The 15,301-nt window shown below is 28.4% G+C and carries 15 protein-coding genes; 3 read left to right on the plus strand and 12 right to left on the minus strand.

Features of this window, described 5'->3' with window-relative positions; genetic code table 11:
* Positions 1-5: 5 nt before the first annotated feature.
* The 7 genes from nadA to speD all read right to left on the minus strand — a co-directional run bounded on the left by nadA (position 6) and on the right by speD (position 6,401).
* Positions 6-932 (minus strand): quinolinate synthase NadA, encoded by a 927-nt coding sequence (gene nadA / locus I1A51_RS03655; RefSeq protein WP_196891215.1) that lies wholly within the window; start codon positions 930-932, stop codon positions 6-8.
* A 97-nt stretch (positions 933-1,029) separates the two neighbouring features.
* The gene (locus I1A51_RS03660) at positions 1,030-2,052 is read right to left on the minus strand and encodes a potassium channel family protein (RefSeq protein WP_196891216.1); all 1,023 of its coding nucleotides are present in this window, start codon (positions 2,050-2,052) and stop codon (positions 1,030-1,032) included.
* Positions 2,053-2,073: 21 nt separating this feature from the next.
* The gene (locus I1A51_RS03665; RefSeq protein WP_196891218.1) at positions 2,074-3,630 is read right to left on the minus strand and encodes a polyamine aminopropyltransferase; all 1,557 of its coding nucleotides are present in this window, start codon (positions 3,628-3,630) and stop codon (positions 2,074-2,076) included.
* The gene (locus I1A51_RS03670) at positions 3,618-4,487 is read right to left on the minus strand and encodes a DUF350 domain-containing protein (RefSeq protein WP_231373958.1); all 870 of its coding nucleotides are present in this window, start codon (positions 4,485-4,487) and stop codon (positions 3,618-3,620) included. The genes I1A51_RS03665 and I1A51_RS03670 overlap by 13 nt, the downstream gene beginning before the upstream one ends.
* A 31-nt stretch (positions 4,488-4,518) precedes the next feature.
* Complete coding sequence (locus tag I1A51_RS03675; RefSeq protein WP_231373959.1) at positions 4,519-5,340, minus strand: hypothetical protein; 822 nt, start codon at positions 5,338-5,340, stop codon at positions 4,519-4,521.
* Positions 5,341-5,346: 6 nt separating this feature from the next.
* Complete coding sequence (locus I1A51_RS03680) at positions 5,347-5,892, minus strand: DUF4178 domain-containing protein (RefSeq protein WP_196891222.1); 546 nt, start codon at positions 5,890-5,892, stop codon at positions 5,347-5,349.
* 125 nt (positions 5,893-6,017) lie between these two features.
* Positions 6,018-6,401, minus strand: coding sequence for an adenosylmethionine decarboxylase (gene speD / locus I1A51_RS03685; protein ID WP_196891223.1), 384 nt, complete (start codon positions 6,399-6,401; stop codon positions 6,018-6,020).
* A gap of 202 nt (positions 6,402-6,603) precedes the next feature.
* Here speD and I1A51_RS03690 point away from each other — a divergent pair, with 202 nt between their 5' ends.
* Positions 6,604-7,455, plus strand: coding sequence for a DUF3078 domain-containing protein (locus I1A51_RS03690; RefSeq protein WP_196891225.1), 852 nt, complete (start codon positions 6,604-6,606; stop codon positions 7,453-7,455).
* Positions 7,456-7,508: 53 nt separating this feature from the next.
* On the plus strand, positions 7,509-8,183 hold the full coding sequence (locus I1A51_RS03695) for a porin family protein (protein WP_196891227.1): 675 nt from the start codon (positions 7,509-7,511) through the stop codon (positions 8,181-8,183).
* Between the two features lie 3 nt (positions 8,184-8,186).
* On the opposite strand, the gene I1A51_RS03700 is transcribed toward I1A51_RS03695, so the two are convergent.
* The 5 genes from I1A51_RS03700 to pyrH form a co-directional block, all read right to left on the minus strand.
* Positions 8,187-8,813 carry a hypothetical protein gene (locus I1A51_RS03700; RefSeq protein ID WP_196891229.1) on the minus strand — a complete coding sequence of 209 codons (627 nt, stop codon included), beginning with the start codon at positions 8,811-8,813 and terminating at the stop codon, positions 8,187-8,189.
* Between the two features lie 19 nt (positions 8,814-8,832).
* Positions 8,833-10,290, minus strand: a complete 1,458-nt coding sequence (gene rpoN / locus I1A51_RS03705; RefSeq protein ID WP_196891231.1) for an RNA polymerase factor sigma-54 — start codon at positions 10,288-10,290, stop codon at positions 8,833-8,835.
* Between the two features lie 95 nt (positions 10,291-10,385).
* Positions 10,386-12,878: a DUF5686 family protein gene (locus I1A51_RS03710; RefSeq protein WP_196891233.1), complete on the minus strand. Its 2,493-nt coding sequence runs from the start codon at positions 12,876-12,878 to the stop codon at positions 10,386-10,388.
* Between the two features lie 88 nt (positions 12,879-12,966).
* Complete coding sequence (gene frr / locus I1A51_RS03715) at positions 12,967-13,521, minus strand: ribosome recycling factor (RefSeq protein ID WP_196891235.1); 555 nt, start codon at positions 13,519-13,521, stop codon at positions 12,967-12,969.
* A gap of 29 nt (positions 13,522-13,550) precedes the next feature.
* Positions 13,551-14,258, minus strand: coding sequence for a UMP kinase (gene pyrH, locus I1A51_RS03720; protein ID WP_196891236.1), 708 nt, complete (start codon positions 14,256-14,258; stop codon positions 13,551-13,553).
* A gap of 305 nt (positions 14,259-14,563) precedes the next feature.
* Here pyrH and I1A51_RS03725 point away from each other — a divergent pair, with 305 nt between their 5' ends.
* A complete protein-coding gene (locus tag I1A51_RS03725; RefSeq protein ID WP_196891238.1) occupies positions 14,564-15,298 on the plus strand; it encodes a hypothetical protein in 735 nt (244 codons plus the stop codon).
* The last annotated feature ends 3 nt before the right edge of the window (positions 15,299-15,301 follow it).

The following is a 15,301-nucleotide window of genomic DNA, read 5'->3' on the forward strand; positions in this document are numbered from 1 at the left end:
TTATTTTATTTAGAAAGTTCCAACATTCTTTCAATTGGTAACAATGCTTTTTTAGCTATTTTTTCATCTACATTTACTTCTGGACTTTCTTCTAACATACACTTATAAAGTTTTTCAAGTGTATTCATTTTCATATATCCACATTCGCTACAAGCACAAGTATTATCCTCTTTTGCTGGCGCAGGAATTAATACTGCTTCAGGAATTCTTTTCTGCATTTCATGAAGAATTCCAACTTCTGTTGCAACAATATATTTTTTCTCTGGATTTTCTTTTACATAATTAATCATACCAGCAGTAGAACCAATGTAAGCAGCAGTTTTTAAAATATGTGCTTCTGATTCTGGGTGTGCAATGATAGTCGCATCTGGATGTTTTTTATGCAATTCAATTAGCTTGTCAATTGAAAAAGCTTCATGAACTAAACAACTTCCATCCCATAAAATCATATCCCTACCCGTTTCTTTCATGATATAACTTCCTAAATTTCTATCAGGAGCAAAAATTATCGGTTGATCTTCTGGAATAGAATCAATTATTTTCAAAGCATTTGAAGAAGTACAAACAATATCTGTCATTGCTTTTACTTCAGCGCTGCAATTAACGTATGTAACAACTTTGTGATTTGGATGTTGTTTTAAAAATTCACTAAAAGCTTCAGGTGGACAAGAATCTGCAAGAGAGCAACCTGCATTTAAATCTGGTAAAACAACTTTTTTGGAAGGGTTTAAAATTTTAGCGGTTTCTGCCATAAAATGAACTCCAGCAAAAACAATTACATCTGCATCAGTTTCGGCAGCTTTTTGTGAAAGTCCAAGACTATCTCCAACATAATCCGCTATTTCTTGAATTTCTGGAAATTGGTAATAATGAGCTAAAATAACTGCATTTTTTTCCTTCTTCAATCTTAATATCTCTTCTTTAAAATCCATTATTCGTCCAATCTAAATTAGAGGACAAATCTATCATTTAAAGTGCTGATTTTTTATGATATTAATCATAAGAGATAAAATTATCTTTTAAAGAAATTTAATACATCGAAGTTTTTAAATTTTGCTTTTCTAAAACATTTGCAATCAACAGTAAAAGGTCATTTTCTTTAATGATAAAATCTTTTGGATTTTTAAAAATAGTTCCGTCTCTAGTAACACCAATTAAAATACAATTTGATTCTTTTTTCATCGAAACAAAAGCATCATAATAGTCAGTTCCAATCCATTTATTTCCTTTTTCAACAGGTAATTGAACAATGTCAGTTTGATCTTCATTTGTAGAAGTTGCAATTAAATCTTCTGTATAAAGAGCTACAAAAGGTTCAAAAATATAACTTGCAACAAATTTTGAAACCAAATCATCTTTAGAAACAATAAAATCAAAACCAAGGTATTTAAAAGATTCTTTTAATTCTACATTATTCAGAACAATTACACCTTTTACATTTGGAAAGTTTTTCTTCAAATTAATGGCAAAAACTAGTGTATCTGTGTCACTTTCAAATTCCAAATAAACTCTTTTTGCTTTATCGATATTTGCTTTTACATAGGATTTAAAATCGTTTAATTCTGTATAAAGAACAAAACAATTTTTTGTAGGATATGAAGATTTAATCAAATCAACATCTTCACGTTTATTAGTAATTACAACAACTTTTTTATTTGCATTTATAATTTGTTCTACAATTTTATTTGTAAAACTACTCCAACCAATAATTATATAATGTCCTTCCATTTTTGTTCCGAAATAACCTTGTTTTTTATAATCCATATATCTTCTAATGTTATCTGTAAGTTTACTAATGATGTAACTCAAAACTCCTAAACTTCCAACAACAAATAAGATTCCTACTGCTCTTCCTGCAAAAGTTACAGGATAGAAATCTCCGTATCCGACCGTTGTTAATGTTACGATAGAATACCAAAAAGCATCTTTTAAATCATGAATATTTGATTTATCCGAAGCATTTTCAAAATATACTAAAAGTTGCAATAAAATATAGTAAATTATAATTGTTAAGTAAATCCAATTATTCTTTTTAGTAAATATATATTTCATTGCTTTTTTCTTTTTTTAAAATTAATAAATATCCCAATTTCCTTTGTTGTAATAGCGATGAACAACAGGATTGTGCACTTTATTTATTTCAATACTATCTTTTTCTGAAATAAAGAAATTCTTCCCAAAAGATGTCATTAATTGCATTGCATCATGATTAATCCAACGTGTTTCCACATTCTCAAAAGTTAAATTACGTAAAGTATTTTTAACTGAAATGTCTTCATTTGTTTTTATTCCGAGAATCCACCCCCATTCTCCCATTGTTAAAACTTGATTATGCATTGGTGCAACTTTAAATTTTGCAGCTTTCATGGTTTTTTCGATACTTAAAAACGATTTCGTCGCATAATAAGGACTTCCTGCTTGTGTGATTATGACACCATTTGGACGAAGTTTTCGATAACAATTTGAGTAAAATTCATAAGAATACATTCTACCTAAATCAACAGAACGTGGATCTGGTAAATCGATGATTATGATATCATAAAATTTATCCTTATTCTTTTCTATATAAAGATATGCATCTGTATTTTGAACATTTACCTTTTCATGATGAAAAGAATTATTATTAATCTTTGTCAGAACAGGATGATTCATTGCTAATTCCGTCATTTTCGGATCTAAATCAACCAAATCAATTGTTTCTACAGAATCATATTTTAAAAGTTCTCTTGCAGCACAACCATCTCCTCCTCCAAGAACTAAAATATTTTTTGGATTTGGGTGTAATTGCATTGCAGGATGCACTAAAGGTTCATGATACATTGGTTCATCTTGTGAAGAAAACTGAAGATTATTATTCAAATAAAGCCAATAATAATCTTGCCATTGCGTCATGACAATTTTTTGATATTTTGTTTGTTCAGAATAAATGATTTTATCTGCATATTTTTGCTGTTCTCCCCACTGAATAATCGGTGAAGCTGTATATGCTCCAAAACCAATAAAAGCAAAAACTCCAATAAATAAAACTTGAATTAATCGCTTTTTTTCTAAGTTGTTTTTTAACGAAAAGAAAAGTAAAAGTGCTACAGCAAAATTTACAAAACCAAGAATATACGGTGTATAAGTTAGACCTAAAATTGGTAAACCTACAAATCCAAAAAATACTCCACCTAATAAACTTCCATAATAATCTTTTTCTAAAACTGAAGAAATATTAGATTTTAATTCTTCGTATTCTTCATTGATACGAACAACAATTGGAATTTCAATTCCGATAAGCAATCCGACAGCAATACAAAGAAGATAAATTACAATTCCATAATAGTCTGTAAAAGCTGCAATTGTATAAACTAAAACAGAAGAAATAGAAACTAATACAGACAAAATAAGTTCCAAATAAAGGAACTTATTGATTAGATTTCCATTAATTTTTTTACTAATCCGACTTCCAATTCCCATGAAAAAAAGCATCAGAGAAACAATCATTGTAAATTGAAAAACTGAATTTCCTAAGAAATAAGAAGCTAGAGTTGATAACGTATATTCTGCAACAATTCCTGCAAAACCAGTTGCAAAAATTGCCATTTTTAGTAAAGTTGATTTCTTTTTTAAAGAATTTAAATACACCATAAAATCAATATTGCACCACCTATATATGAGAACGCTTCGACTAAAGCGGCTCCATTATTTGCCTTCTCTTGATGAACAACTTCATAAGTTAAACTACTTCCAGGTAAAAGAATTTTATCAGCGAAAAATCGTAAAATTGGTAACAAGATTAATCCAATTACAAATTGAATAGTTACATCAAAAACCATTGTTGGCCAATCGTAAAAATCACCTAAAAGAGCGTTCATAATAATAATTCCAATTGCGATAAGAGAACCGCTAAAACCGATTCCAACAGCAACATTATCTTTTTCGATGTGTTCATGGATATCATAGGAAAGCATCATATTATAAACTTTTGAAGTTATAAAAAGAAGAATAATTCCAACTAACCAATAAATGATTGCTGTTTGAAATCCAAATAAATATCCACCACTTTCACCAGAAATTGCTCCGAAAAGAACCAATCCAACTGCAATAGAAATTGCAGCTTCAATAATTCCAGTTCCTTCATTTCTGTCTTCGATGATTTCTTTTTTGATATCAAATTTTGTTAGAATTATTTTATTATTTAACCAAATGGAAATGTTCAATAAAATCATTCCTAAAATGCTATATACGATCATATCTGTTAGATCTTGAACCAATCCGTTAGATTCTCCTACAATAGAAGCACCGATAATCAATAACAATCCAATAAAATACCCTACATAAGAAAAACTAAAAGCAAAATTATCTTCTTCTACCATTTCATGATTTACTCTAATAGATTTATGAGATAATTGATAAATAATTTTTCCTAAGAGAAATAAAATTAGCGCTACTGCAATGTAAGCGAAAGATGCGTAATAACTTTCTAAAGATTCTATTATTGACATTTCCATTTTTTAGTTTAAGTTTTTTAAAATTTTATTTTCCAAATCCACCACCTCTACTTCTTGAAGAGCTGCTAGAATTATATCTTGAACTACTTCTAGTACTTTTATTCGATTTTGAGTATCTAGAATTTGCGTTATAAGATCTTGAAGAAGATGCTGCTGCACTTCTTTTTACTTGACTTCTAACTTTGCTTTTAAATGAAGAAGGTTTTGATGCCCAAGTTGAACTTGTATTTCTTGTAGATTTTGTTCCATAAGAATATTTTCCTGAACCATAATAAGAACTTCTTCCACGGTAGTTTCTGTCATAATCATACCATGAAGTTCTATAAACTGGATAAGAATTAAATCCTAAAATATCTCTTAAAAGAGCATATTTTCCATAGAAAGACCAGAAAGATTCTCCAGAAGAATTTGTTTTCCATTCTCCATATTTAGGATTTCCTACATAATTATTAAATCCAGCAGGAGAAGCGATTTTATCTAACTTTCCATCTGTTTTAGTTACTAAAGCCATTCCTAAATTATTGATATTATTTTCAAAAAAAGTAGGAGAAACTTTTTCCCAACCTGTTGTTTGTGATTCAATATCAAGAGAATCTTTTACCCCGGTTGCTTTTTCTAAAATGATTTTATATTTGTGAAAATACTCTTCTTTTTCCGAATTCATATCAGCTAAAATGATAGAATATGTTGGAACATCCATGTATTTTACAATCAACTTATCGACGGGTGTTTTTTCCCATTTTGTAGTTTGTGCTGTATTTCTATTAGAATCGCCCCCACAGCTAATCAGTGAAGAAAGCATCACTAAACTAATAGCAAACACAAAAAATTTATTTATATGTTTCATACGTTTTTAATCTTCGCTTGGTAAAATATTACTAATTTCTCTTGGATGAATATAATGTCCGTATGAAGCTTCAAAATCATGTTCTCCCCATTGTTCCACGCTTAAAACATATTCTTCTGAATCATCTTCATAAGACCATTCTCTAAATTCAGACCAATTCTCATTTTCAACATTTCTAAAATATCCTGGACTAATTTCGTCTAGGAAAAAACTTTTTCCTTCAAAGAATAATTGTCTTGGCGCTGTATCGTGTCTTTCAATAAAATCTGGTAAATCATTTTGAATTTTACGAACAGGGACTTTTTTAGATACGGTAACTAATAATTCGTCATCCATTTCAATTCCTAAATATGCAACTTCATCATGTGATTGAATTTTAAATTCTCTTGTGAAAAAATTATTTCCCCAATCGTATTCGTAAACTTCAACAACTTCCCATGATTTCATATTAAAATCGAAAATAAATCCTTTGTCTAAATCTTCAACTTTCACATTTAAGGCATCGTAATGACGTTCTTTTTCTTTCTTCTTAAAAAAATCAAATAATCCCATTTCTTAGCTTATTTTTAAATAATTTTTATTCATAAATAGTTTTTACAATAAGTAACCAAAATACTGATTTTGTTACATTTGATTTCTGAATTCCTAATTTAGAAATTTTTAACGAATTTGAAGTATTATTTTAAGACAGACATGTGTTCTTTGATCTTTTCCATGTTTCCTCTTGTGATTTCTTTTTTCTCAAAATTACGCGCTTTTAAAGCTTCCTTTAAAAATGTAATTCCTTCTTCAAAATCATACTTTTGATTACATGTGAAAAAATCAATTGCAACATATCCATATTCTGGCCAAGTATGAACAGCAATATGACTTTCTGCAATAACAATAACTCCACTTACTCCAATTGGCGCAAACTTATGAATCGTAGTATTTACAACAGTTAAATCTAATATTTTTGCAGTTTCTAATAAAACGTCTGTAATATATACTTTACTATCTATCAACTCCGAATCACAGCCATAAAACTCAATTGCAGTTTCAAATCCTAAATTTTTGTGCATCTTTTTTTAATAAAGCTCAAATATACTAATTCTTCTAAGAATCAAAATTTTTAAACAAATTTCAATTATTAATTTCCTCTAAAGAAAGAAGAAATTAATTTTAGAAAATTCTAAATATTTTAATAAGGTTTTTAACGTTCGATTAACTTTTCATCCTATTTTTTGTGCTTACTTTTATTTATAAACTTAGAATGAAATTTGGATGAAAAATACTATCTGTTTTATTTTATTTTTATTGATTTATTACAACTTTCAAGCACAAGATAATTCTCCAACTTTAAAGACAACAAAAGCTTGGCAAAATTCAGGAAGTTTTAAGTTTATAATTAACCAATCTTCTTATTCAAATTGGGTTGCTGGAGGTGATAATAATATTGGTGGAAATGTTTCTTTAAATTATAATTTCAACTATATGCACGGTTCTTGGTCTTGGAATACAAGAGTAATGACTGCTTATGGCTTATCAAAAACTGCTGAGCAAGCTGTTAAAAAAACAGATGATAAAATTGAAATTAATTCGGTTTTAGGATATGTTGCAGGTGGAAAATGGAGTTATTCTTTTTTTGCAAATATTAAATCTCAATATAGTCCAGGTTATAAAGATTATAATGCAGATCCTCGTGAAGAAATTTCTAATTTTCTCTCTCCAGGTTATTTTTATTTCGGGCCAGGAATGTTGTGGAAAGAAAATGATAATCTTTATTTAAATTTATCTCCACTTACTTCAAGAGTTACAGTTGTAAACCCAGAACAATCAGGAAATTTTGGTGTGGAAGAAGGAAGAACTACTAATTATGAATTTGGTTTTAATGCCATGTTTTATTATAAAATTGAATTAATTCAAAATGTATATTTTGAGAATATTTTCACTTTATATGCAGATTATCTTCGAGAATTTAACAACATGCTTTTAGATTATCAATTGAATATCACGATGAAAGTAAATAAATATCTTTCTACAAATTTGAATATTGAAATTGTCTCAGATAGCAACGCTTCTTCTCGAATTCAATCTAAAGAAATTTTTGGTTTGGGTTTAAATATTGGTTTATAAAATTATTCCAATTATTTTTGAAGCATTCTGTTTAAATAAGTACTTTTATTTTCATGAAAAAAACACTTTATATTCTCCTTTTTTTAATTCCGATTTTATCTTTTTCACAAGTAAATTTGGACACAATTGACACGAAATATCGCGAAGATCAAATCTATTTAAATGTATCTTATAATTTACTTTTAAATAAACCTGTTAGTGCTTATCAGAGAGGTTTATCTTTTGGGTTTGGGTTTGGTTACATCAGAGATATTCCGATTAATAAAAGAAGAAATAAAGCAATTGGAATTGGAATTGGATATACTTTAAATACTTATGTTCAAAATTTATATTTAGAAAGCGAACAAAATGACGAAGTAGATTTTGAGCCGATTAATTCTTTTAATACAAATAGATATTCAACACATGGAATCGAACTTCCAATCGAATATCGTTGGCGAACTTCTACCGCTGAAAAAGTGAAATTTTGGAGAATTTATACTGGTTTTAAAGTTTCTTATTTATTTACAAGAAAATATGTTCACGATTCTGATCGAGGAAGTATTAAAATCAAAAACATCGACAATTTTGAGGATTTCCAATATGGATTTTATATCACGGCTGGTTATAGCTCCTTTAATTTACATGTTTATTACGGTTTACAACCTCTTTTTAAAAATACTGAAATCGCAGGAAAATCAATTGATATGAACGATTTAAGAATCGGATTGAGTTTTTATATTTTCTAAATTTTATAAAAAATAGAAAAAGTAAATTGTGACTAATAATTGGGAAAGTAAACCGAAAAATATTCCCATATAAACTTCAAATTCAGAATGCGCTTTTAATCGTAATCGATTTGTAGCAACAACTCCTGTTAAGAAAAAAGTTACTGCTATTGGAATTAATAAATTTTTAGAAAAAATATAACTAATACCAATTAAAAACCCAAGTAAACTACTAATTCCTGCTGTATGTAAACTGATTTTTATTCCTCTTAAAACAAATAAATAACAAATTATTACTGTAATCGACGATCCAAAAAAGAACATCGATAAATAATACGTCAATCCTGTTTGGTAAATCAATCTACCTAAGAAAAAAGAAATTAAAAATGTCAAAAACAGCGGAAATTTTCGCTCTTCTGGTTTTTCAATATGATAAGAACTGATTAATCTTAATTTTTTAAGTATAAAAAGCAGTAAAATCGGAATTATATAAGTCGCAATAAAAACAATTGAAATAATTAAATATTGCTGTCTTAATTCGATAAAATATGGAGTTATTATCAAATAGCACAATGTTGCAACCAAAGGATACAATATTGGATGCAATGTATACGCAATAATCCAATCTAGATTTTTTGACTTTTTCTCCATTAATTTTTTATGTTATAAACTAAACAATTTTCTTACGCAATCTCGCTACAGGAATATCTAATTGTTCACGATATTTCGCAACAGTTCTTCTTGCAATCGGATATCCTTTTTCTTTTAAAATTGCTGCTAATTTTTCATCTGTTAAAGGTGAATTTTTATCTTCTTCATCAATAACTGTTGAAAGTATTGTTTTAATTTCTGTTGTAGAAACATCTTCTCCTTGTGTGTTTTTCATCGATTCAGAGAAAAACTCTTTAATCAATTTTGTTCCATAAGGAGTTGCAACATATTTACTATTTGCTACTCTCGATACTGTAGAAATATCCATATTGATTTTATCTGCAATATCTTTTAAAATCATCGGTTTTAATTTTCGCTCATCTCCTGTCATGAAATAATCTTTTTGATATTCCATAATAGCATTCATATTCAACAATAAAGTTTGTTGTCTTTGAAGAATTGCATCGATAAACCACTTTGCTGCATCTAATTTTTGTTTGATAAACAAAACTGCATCTTTTTGTGATTTTGTCTTCACCTTTGATTCTTTATATCCTTTTAAAAGGTTTGTATATTCATTCGAAATTTTAAGTTCTGGAGCATTTCTTCCATTTAAACTTAATTCTAATTCACCATCCACAATTCGAATCGTAAAATCAGGAATAATTTGCTCTGCAATTTTATTATCTTGTGCATAAGCTCCTCCTGGTTTTGGATTTAATTTTTCAATTTCGATGATTGCATCTTTTAGTTCTTCTTCATTTATGCTAAATTTCTGCAATAATTTCTGATAATGTTTTTTTACAAAAGCATCAAAAGATTTATCTAAAATTTCGATCGCTAATTCTCTACTTTCTGTAATAGATTTTCTTTGTAATTGAAGAATTAAACATTCTCTTAAATCTCTTGCTCCAACTCCTGCAGGATCGAAATTTTGAATCGTTTTCAGCAAACGCTCAATATCTTCTTCAGTTGTGAAAATGTTTTGTGTAAAAGCTAAATCATCAATTATATCAATTAATTCTCTTCTGATATAACCACTTTCATCAATACTTCCAACTAAAAACTCTGCAATAATCTGATCTTGCTCAGATAAAGATAAAGTTCTTAATTGTCCTTCTAAAAACTGATGAAAAGTTGTTCCTGAAGCGTAAGGTGTATATTTTTCCTCATCATCTGATGAGTAATTATTTGTCATTAATTTATAACTAGGAATTTCATCATCGCTCAAATAAGCATCAATATCGATGTCATCTGCTTCGATTTTTTCATTTCCAGAATCATCATATTCATCTTGAAAACTATCAAATTCATCTTCTTCATGTTCCTTCCCAACTTCTAATGCAGGATTCTCCTCCAACTCTTGTTTCAATTTTTGTTCAAATGCTATTGTAGGCAATTGAATCAACTTCATCAACTGAATTTGTTGAGGAGATAATTTTTGTAATAATTTTTGATGTAATCCTTGTTTTAACATACCCCAAAGATAAGAAAAGATAAATATTTAGTGTTTTAAAAAACGCAGAAGATTCATGATTATTACCAATTTTAAGGTAAATTTCTCTACGATTTTTATAAGATTTTTATATGTAAGGTTGCTTTAACAGCTAAATTATCGCTCCAAATTGGATTCGAATATGGACCATACCTATAAAACGCACTTAATCCTAATCCTTTTATAATATTATTTAACTCAAATCCACTCTCATAATATCCTCTGTTCATGGATTTGAAACTGATTCCTTTTTGTACTAATGGATATTCTATATCACCAATTGCTGCTCTTGTAATAAGTGAAATTTGTGGTTGAAATTTTCCAACAATTTCCAACGGCTTGAACTTATGAAAAATTTGTACCATAGCATATTTATCTGAAATAAATTCATTGTAACGCATCGTTTCAAAAGCATTTTTTCCTGCAAATGTTATTCTGCGAAACCATGGATTTTTTAAAGTATAGTTCGGCGTAGCATTATATAAATGTGATATTGGTGCTTCTCCAAAAACTATACCTCCTTGAACTAAAATAGTTGTTTTTCCTTTGCGAAGTTGTTTTAATTCTTGTACAACCCTGAAATTGAACTGTGTAAAATCAAAATCACTTCCTGCAACATCTTGAAAACTTTTTGTCACTTGGAATGTCATTTTTGGATAACCATTTTTAATTCTTAATTTTCCAATTGGTGTATACATATATTCATCCAATGGATTATAATTTATTGCAATCGATCCAAGCGATAAATCATATTCATGAAACAATCGATCAATAGAAATGAAATGATAATTAAACAACGGATCATAACTTCCTCCGCTTACTTTAATCTTCGCTTCTAAATTTGGCTGAATATCATGTGTAATATACGCTTCAATTGTTTTATAATTATAAAACTTGCTAATATTTAAATTTCTCGGATTTACAGGTGAAAACGATTTGTTTTCAAGAATAAAATCCAAAGCAGCAGCTTCTTTCAAATCATTTGTATATCCAACGCCAATCCATGTGTTTGTTAATCGTTTGATTGGAAATTCAATTCCATAATGATATTTAAACTTATTATCTTTTGTTCCATAAGCAAAATAAGCATTCAATCGAAAACTCTTACTTACTTCTTCTGTTGTCTTTCCTCCTAAACCAATTCGAAAACCTTCATAATTATTTAAATTGATAATTTTCCCAAGATTTAAATTCAAATATTTTGTTGGAAAAACTCCATTTAAAATATTTCTTCCATAATATAATTTCTTCTCAACTTTTTTATCCTTAAAAATAGAATCTATTAATTTATACGTATTCTTATCTTTTTGGGTAAGTTTTAAAGTTCGAAATTTTTCTAAAACTTCTTGATTTTCTTCTTGATTTTTATCCTCATAAATAACCGTTGCAGAATTATTATGAAGTGAAATTGGAATATCTGTTTTTATGTCTGAAATATAGGTATTCGAATAAATATAAACGACATCTTCAGGTTTTACTTTTGCAGTAGAATAACTGCGTAGCATTTTGTTATTACTCTCAATAATTTTAATGGATTGACCAAAAACTTCAACACTTCCAGAATTTGCTCCTTTTTTTACAAAAGTTGTTTTATGTTTCGGAAACCACAAATCGTAATTTTTTAAATAGGTATAATCCTGAACAATTTTTAAATCAATTAAACCTGTAATTTCTGCATGAATTTTCGTAATTGCAAAACTCATTGCATCAATAATCAAATATCCTTTTACTGTTATTCTCTTTTTATCTTTTTTAGGAATAAATTCGATGATATATTTTTCTCCTGTAGCATCTGAAGTTTTATCTAATAATTGATAATCATAATATTTAAAAGCTTTATCAGCAATCGGATTTATATATTTTGTTTCAGCTATTAAATAATCTTTTGCATATGGCTCGAAGCTTTGTAATTTATGCGCTAAAATTTCATAAACTGGCGTTTTTAATCCAGCCATCATCGATGCTTCAATATATTCTTTTTCTTTTTTTCCTTTTTCATATTTAATTTCTGAAGCTTTTTCAATTAAATAAATATGACTTTTTTCTAATTCTTTACGAAATTTATAATTGGTAGAATCTAATTTTTTAAAAACCTTTTTTCCTTTTTTTATTCGATAAATTGTATCAATTTGATTTTTTAAAGAATCTACATTTGCAGAAACAATTGTTCTTGAATAACTGTCGTATTGAAATGAATTTAGCTGAAGTTTATAGTTATTTCCTTCTTTATTTTTGATTGCATTCTGAATAAGCTGAATTGCTAAAAGAGAATTATGTTGTTCTTTTTCATCATTTGGCTCTAAAAAAACTAATTGTCTATTTTTTGCTGAAAAAGAAATGGTTTTAGATTTATAGCCAATTTTAGAAAAAGTATATTCTTTTGATTCCAAAGTATCCGAAATCCAAAATTCACCATCAAAATCTGATACTGTCACAACCTTGTTTCCTTGTTTCACAACAACAAAAGAAAGAGGTTTTTTAGAGTTTTCAGACTTTACAATTCCCTCATTACGTTGCGAATACACAAAACTATAGAAGAATAAAAAAAAGAAAAGTAAATGTTTTTGCATTTTATCTACCTTAAAAATCTAGGTAAATATAGTAAAAAAGCACCCTAAAAAGGGTGCTTTGATTTTTTATATAGGAAAAAATTAACAATTATACTGTCATAATTTCTTTTTCCTTGTCTACTAAAAGTTCGTCAATTTTCTTAATAAATGAATTTGTTAAGTCTTGAACATCAACCTCAGCATTTTTCTTCTCATCATCAGAAGCATCTACTTTTTTGATTTCGTTGTTTGCTTCTTTTCTAGCATTACGAATACTAACTTTATCATGCTCAGCAGCAGCTTTCGCTTGTTTTGCTAAATCACGTCTTCTTTCTTCAGTTAATGGTGGTACATTAATAATGATAACCTCACCATTGTTCATAGGATTGAAACCTAAGTTTGCAATCATAATTGCTTTTTCAATCTCTTGCAACATGTTTTTCTCCCAAGGTTGAACAGAAATAGTTCTTGCATCTGGAGTATTTACATTTGCAACTTGACTTAAAGGTGTTTGCGAACCATAGTAATCAACCATTACACTACCTAGCATAGAAGGACTCGCTTTTCCAGCTCTAATGTTTCTGAATTCTTTTTCTAAATGTGCAACTGCACTTTCCATTTGCTCTTTGGCAGTGTCTATAATGATACTAATCTCTTCGTTCATGTTTAAATATTTTATCTGTTAGACGCATATTAATTTTCAACTACTGTTCCAATATTTTCTCCTGAAAGAACACGCATTAAGTTTCCTTCTGAATTCATATCGAATACAACAATTGGTAAATCATTTTCTTGACTTAAAGTAAATGCTGTAAGATCCATCACTTTTAGTCCTTTATTTAACACTTCTTTAAACGTAATTGTGTCAAATTTTGTTGCATTTGCATCTTTCTCTGGATCTGAAGAATAAATTCCATCTACTCTAGTTCCTTTAAAGATTGCTTCTGCTCCAATTTCAATAGCTCTTAATACAGCAGCTGTGTCTGTTGTAAAGTAAGGATTTCCTGTACCTGAACCAAAAATTACTACTCTTCCTTTTTCAAGGTGACGAACAGCTCTTCTTTTAATAAATGGTTCTGCAACTTGTTCCATTTTGATTGCTGTCAACAATCTAGTTTTTACACCAGTTTCTTCAATGGCACTTTGTAAAGCTAAACCGTTGATTACTGTTGCAAGCATTCCCATATAATCTCCTTGTACTCTATCAATACCATTACTCGCTCCAGCAACTCCTCTAAAGATGTTTCCACCACCAATTACAATTGCAATTTCTACACCTTTATCTACTGCTTTCTTAATTTCTGCAGCATATTCTGCAAGTCTTTTTGGATCAATTCCATATTGACGGTCTCCCATCAATGCTTCTCCACTTAGTTTTAAAAGAATTCTTTTGTATTGCATAATCTGAATGAAAGTTTTGCAAATATAATTATTTTCAAGGTCATACAAAGTCTTCCTTTTAATTTTGTTTTTATTTCAAAAAAGATTTTTAAAGAATTCTGAACTAATTTTTATTTAAATTTTAAGTCTTTCACAATTCTGTTTTCAATTCTATCATTTTTTTAATTAATCTTATTTTTAAATCTTAAATTTTAATTCTTCCAAGAAATTTTTCGCTTTACATAAACGTATTTTAACATTTCCACCATGAATTTAGGCAAGTTTTTTGCTAAGATTTTTCCTTGTTAAATTAAACTTAAACTTTTATGAAATACCTTTCAGTTCTATTTATTACAGTTATCGCTACGTTAACTTCATGCAGCTCTACAAGATACCAAGTTCCATTAAAACAAGATGCATTAGCACAAAATAATACACCAAAACAATCTTTAACTAAAGAAACACCAAAGAAAAAAACTACTACCAAAAAAGCGACGAAAAAGAAAATAGAAAAGAAAAAAATTACACCAAAAAAGGAAGAAATTAAAGTGGTTGCTGATCAAGAACCAGTTTATGGAAAACAAAAAAAAGCAGATCGAGTTTATGGAAAAGTGATTTCAGTGAAAACTGGAAAAGATGGTTATACAGCAATCGTTCAAACAAAAGACAATGTTTCTTATAAAGCAATTGTGAGTATTTCAAATTTAGGAAGACATGGCGGATATGAAATTTTTGAAGTTGGAAATAATGTTGCTTTTTTAGGAACAATTTGGAAAATGGAAAACAAAAATAAAATTACAGTTCGTAAAATTTTAAGTACAAATACAGAACACTTCAAGGTGAAAGGAATTGTGGAATCTATCGAAAATGGAAAAGATGGATATACGGCAAGAATCAAAGCAAACGATTCTATTTATTATGCAACAATCAGTTTTGCAAATCTTGGAGAAAATCACACTAAATACAAACAGTTCATGAAAGGAGATGAAGTTTATGTATATGGAGAACTTTGGTTTTTAGGTGATAAAAAACAAATTACTGTAAGAGATATTTTAAGCTAAAAT

The sequence above is a fragment of the Aureivirga marina genome (assembly GCF_015767265.1).
GTDB classification, from domain to species: domain Bacteria; phylum Bacteroidota; class Bacteroidia; order Flavobacteriales; family Flavobacteriaceae; genus Aureivirga; species Aureivirga marina.

Bases quoted from the DNA above. Each gene is read 5' to 3' on its own strand.
- I1A51_RS03680 (WP_196891222.1), bottom strand. From the start codon at position 5,892: ATGGGATTATTTGATTTTTTTAAGAAGAAAGAAAAAGAACGTCATTAC.
- I1A51_RS03690 (WP_196891225.1), top strand. From the start codon at position 6,604: ATGAAAAATACTATCTGTTTTATTTTATTTTTATTGATTTATTACAAC.
- I1A51_RS03710 (WP_196891233.1), bottom strand. From the start codon at position 12,878: ATGCAAAAACATTTACTTTTCTTTTTTTTATTCTTCTATAGTTTTGTG.
- I1A51_RS03670 (WP_231373958.1), bottom strand. From the start codon at position 4,487: ATGTCAATAATAGAATCTTTAGAAAGTTATTACGCATCTTTCGCTTAC.
- I1A51_RS03695 (WP_196891227.1), top strand. From the start codon at position 7,509: ATGAAAAAAACACTTTATATTCTCCTTTTTTTAATTCCGATTTTATCT.
- I1A51_RS03725 (WP_196891238.1), top strand. From the start codon at position 14,564: ATGAAATACCTTTCAGTTCTATTTATTACAGTTATCGCTACGTTAACT.
- speD (WP_196891223.1), bottom strand. From the start codon at position 6,401: ATGCACAAAAATTTAGGATTTGAAACTGCAATTGAGTTTTATGGCTGT.
- I1A51_RS03675 (WP_231373959.1), bottom strand. From the start codon at position 5,340: ATGAAACATATAAATAAATTTTTTGTGTTTGCTATTAGTTTAGTGATG.
- I1A51_RS03700 (WP_196891229.1), bottom strand. From the start codon at position 8,813: ATGGAGAAAAAGTCAAAAAATCTAGATTGGATTATTGCGTATACATTG.
- I1A51_RS03660 (WP_196891216.1), bottom strand. From the start codon at position 2,052: ATGAAATATATATTTACTAAAAAGAATAATTGGATTTACTTAACAATT.
- I1A51_RS03665 (WP_196891218.1), bottom strand. From the start codon at position 3,630: ATGGTGTATTTAAATTCTTTAAAAAAGAAATCAACTTTACTAAAAATG.
- rpoN (WP_196891231.1), bottom strand. From the start codon at position 10,290: ATGTTAAAACAAGGATTACATCAAAAATTATTACAAAAATTATCTCCT.
- frr (WP_196891235.1), bottom strand. From the start codon at position 13,521: ATGAACGAAGAGATTAGTATCATTATAGACACTGCCAAAGAGCAAATG.
- nadA (WP_196891215.1), bottom strand. From the start codon at position 932: ATGGATTTTAAAGAAGAGATATTAAGATTGAAGAAGGAAAAAAATGCA.
- pyrH (WP_196891236.1), bottom strand. From the start codon at position 14,258: ATGCAATACAAAAGAATTCTTTTAAAACTAAGTGGAGAAGCATTGATG.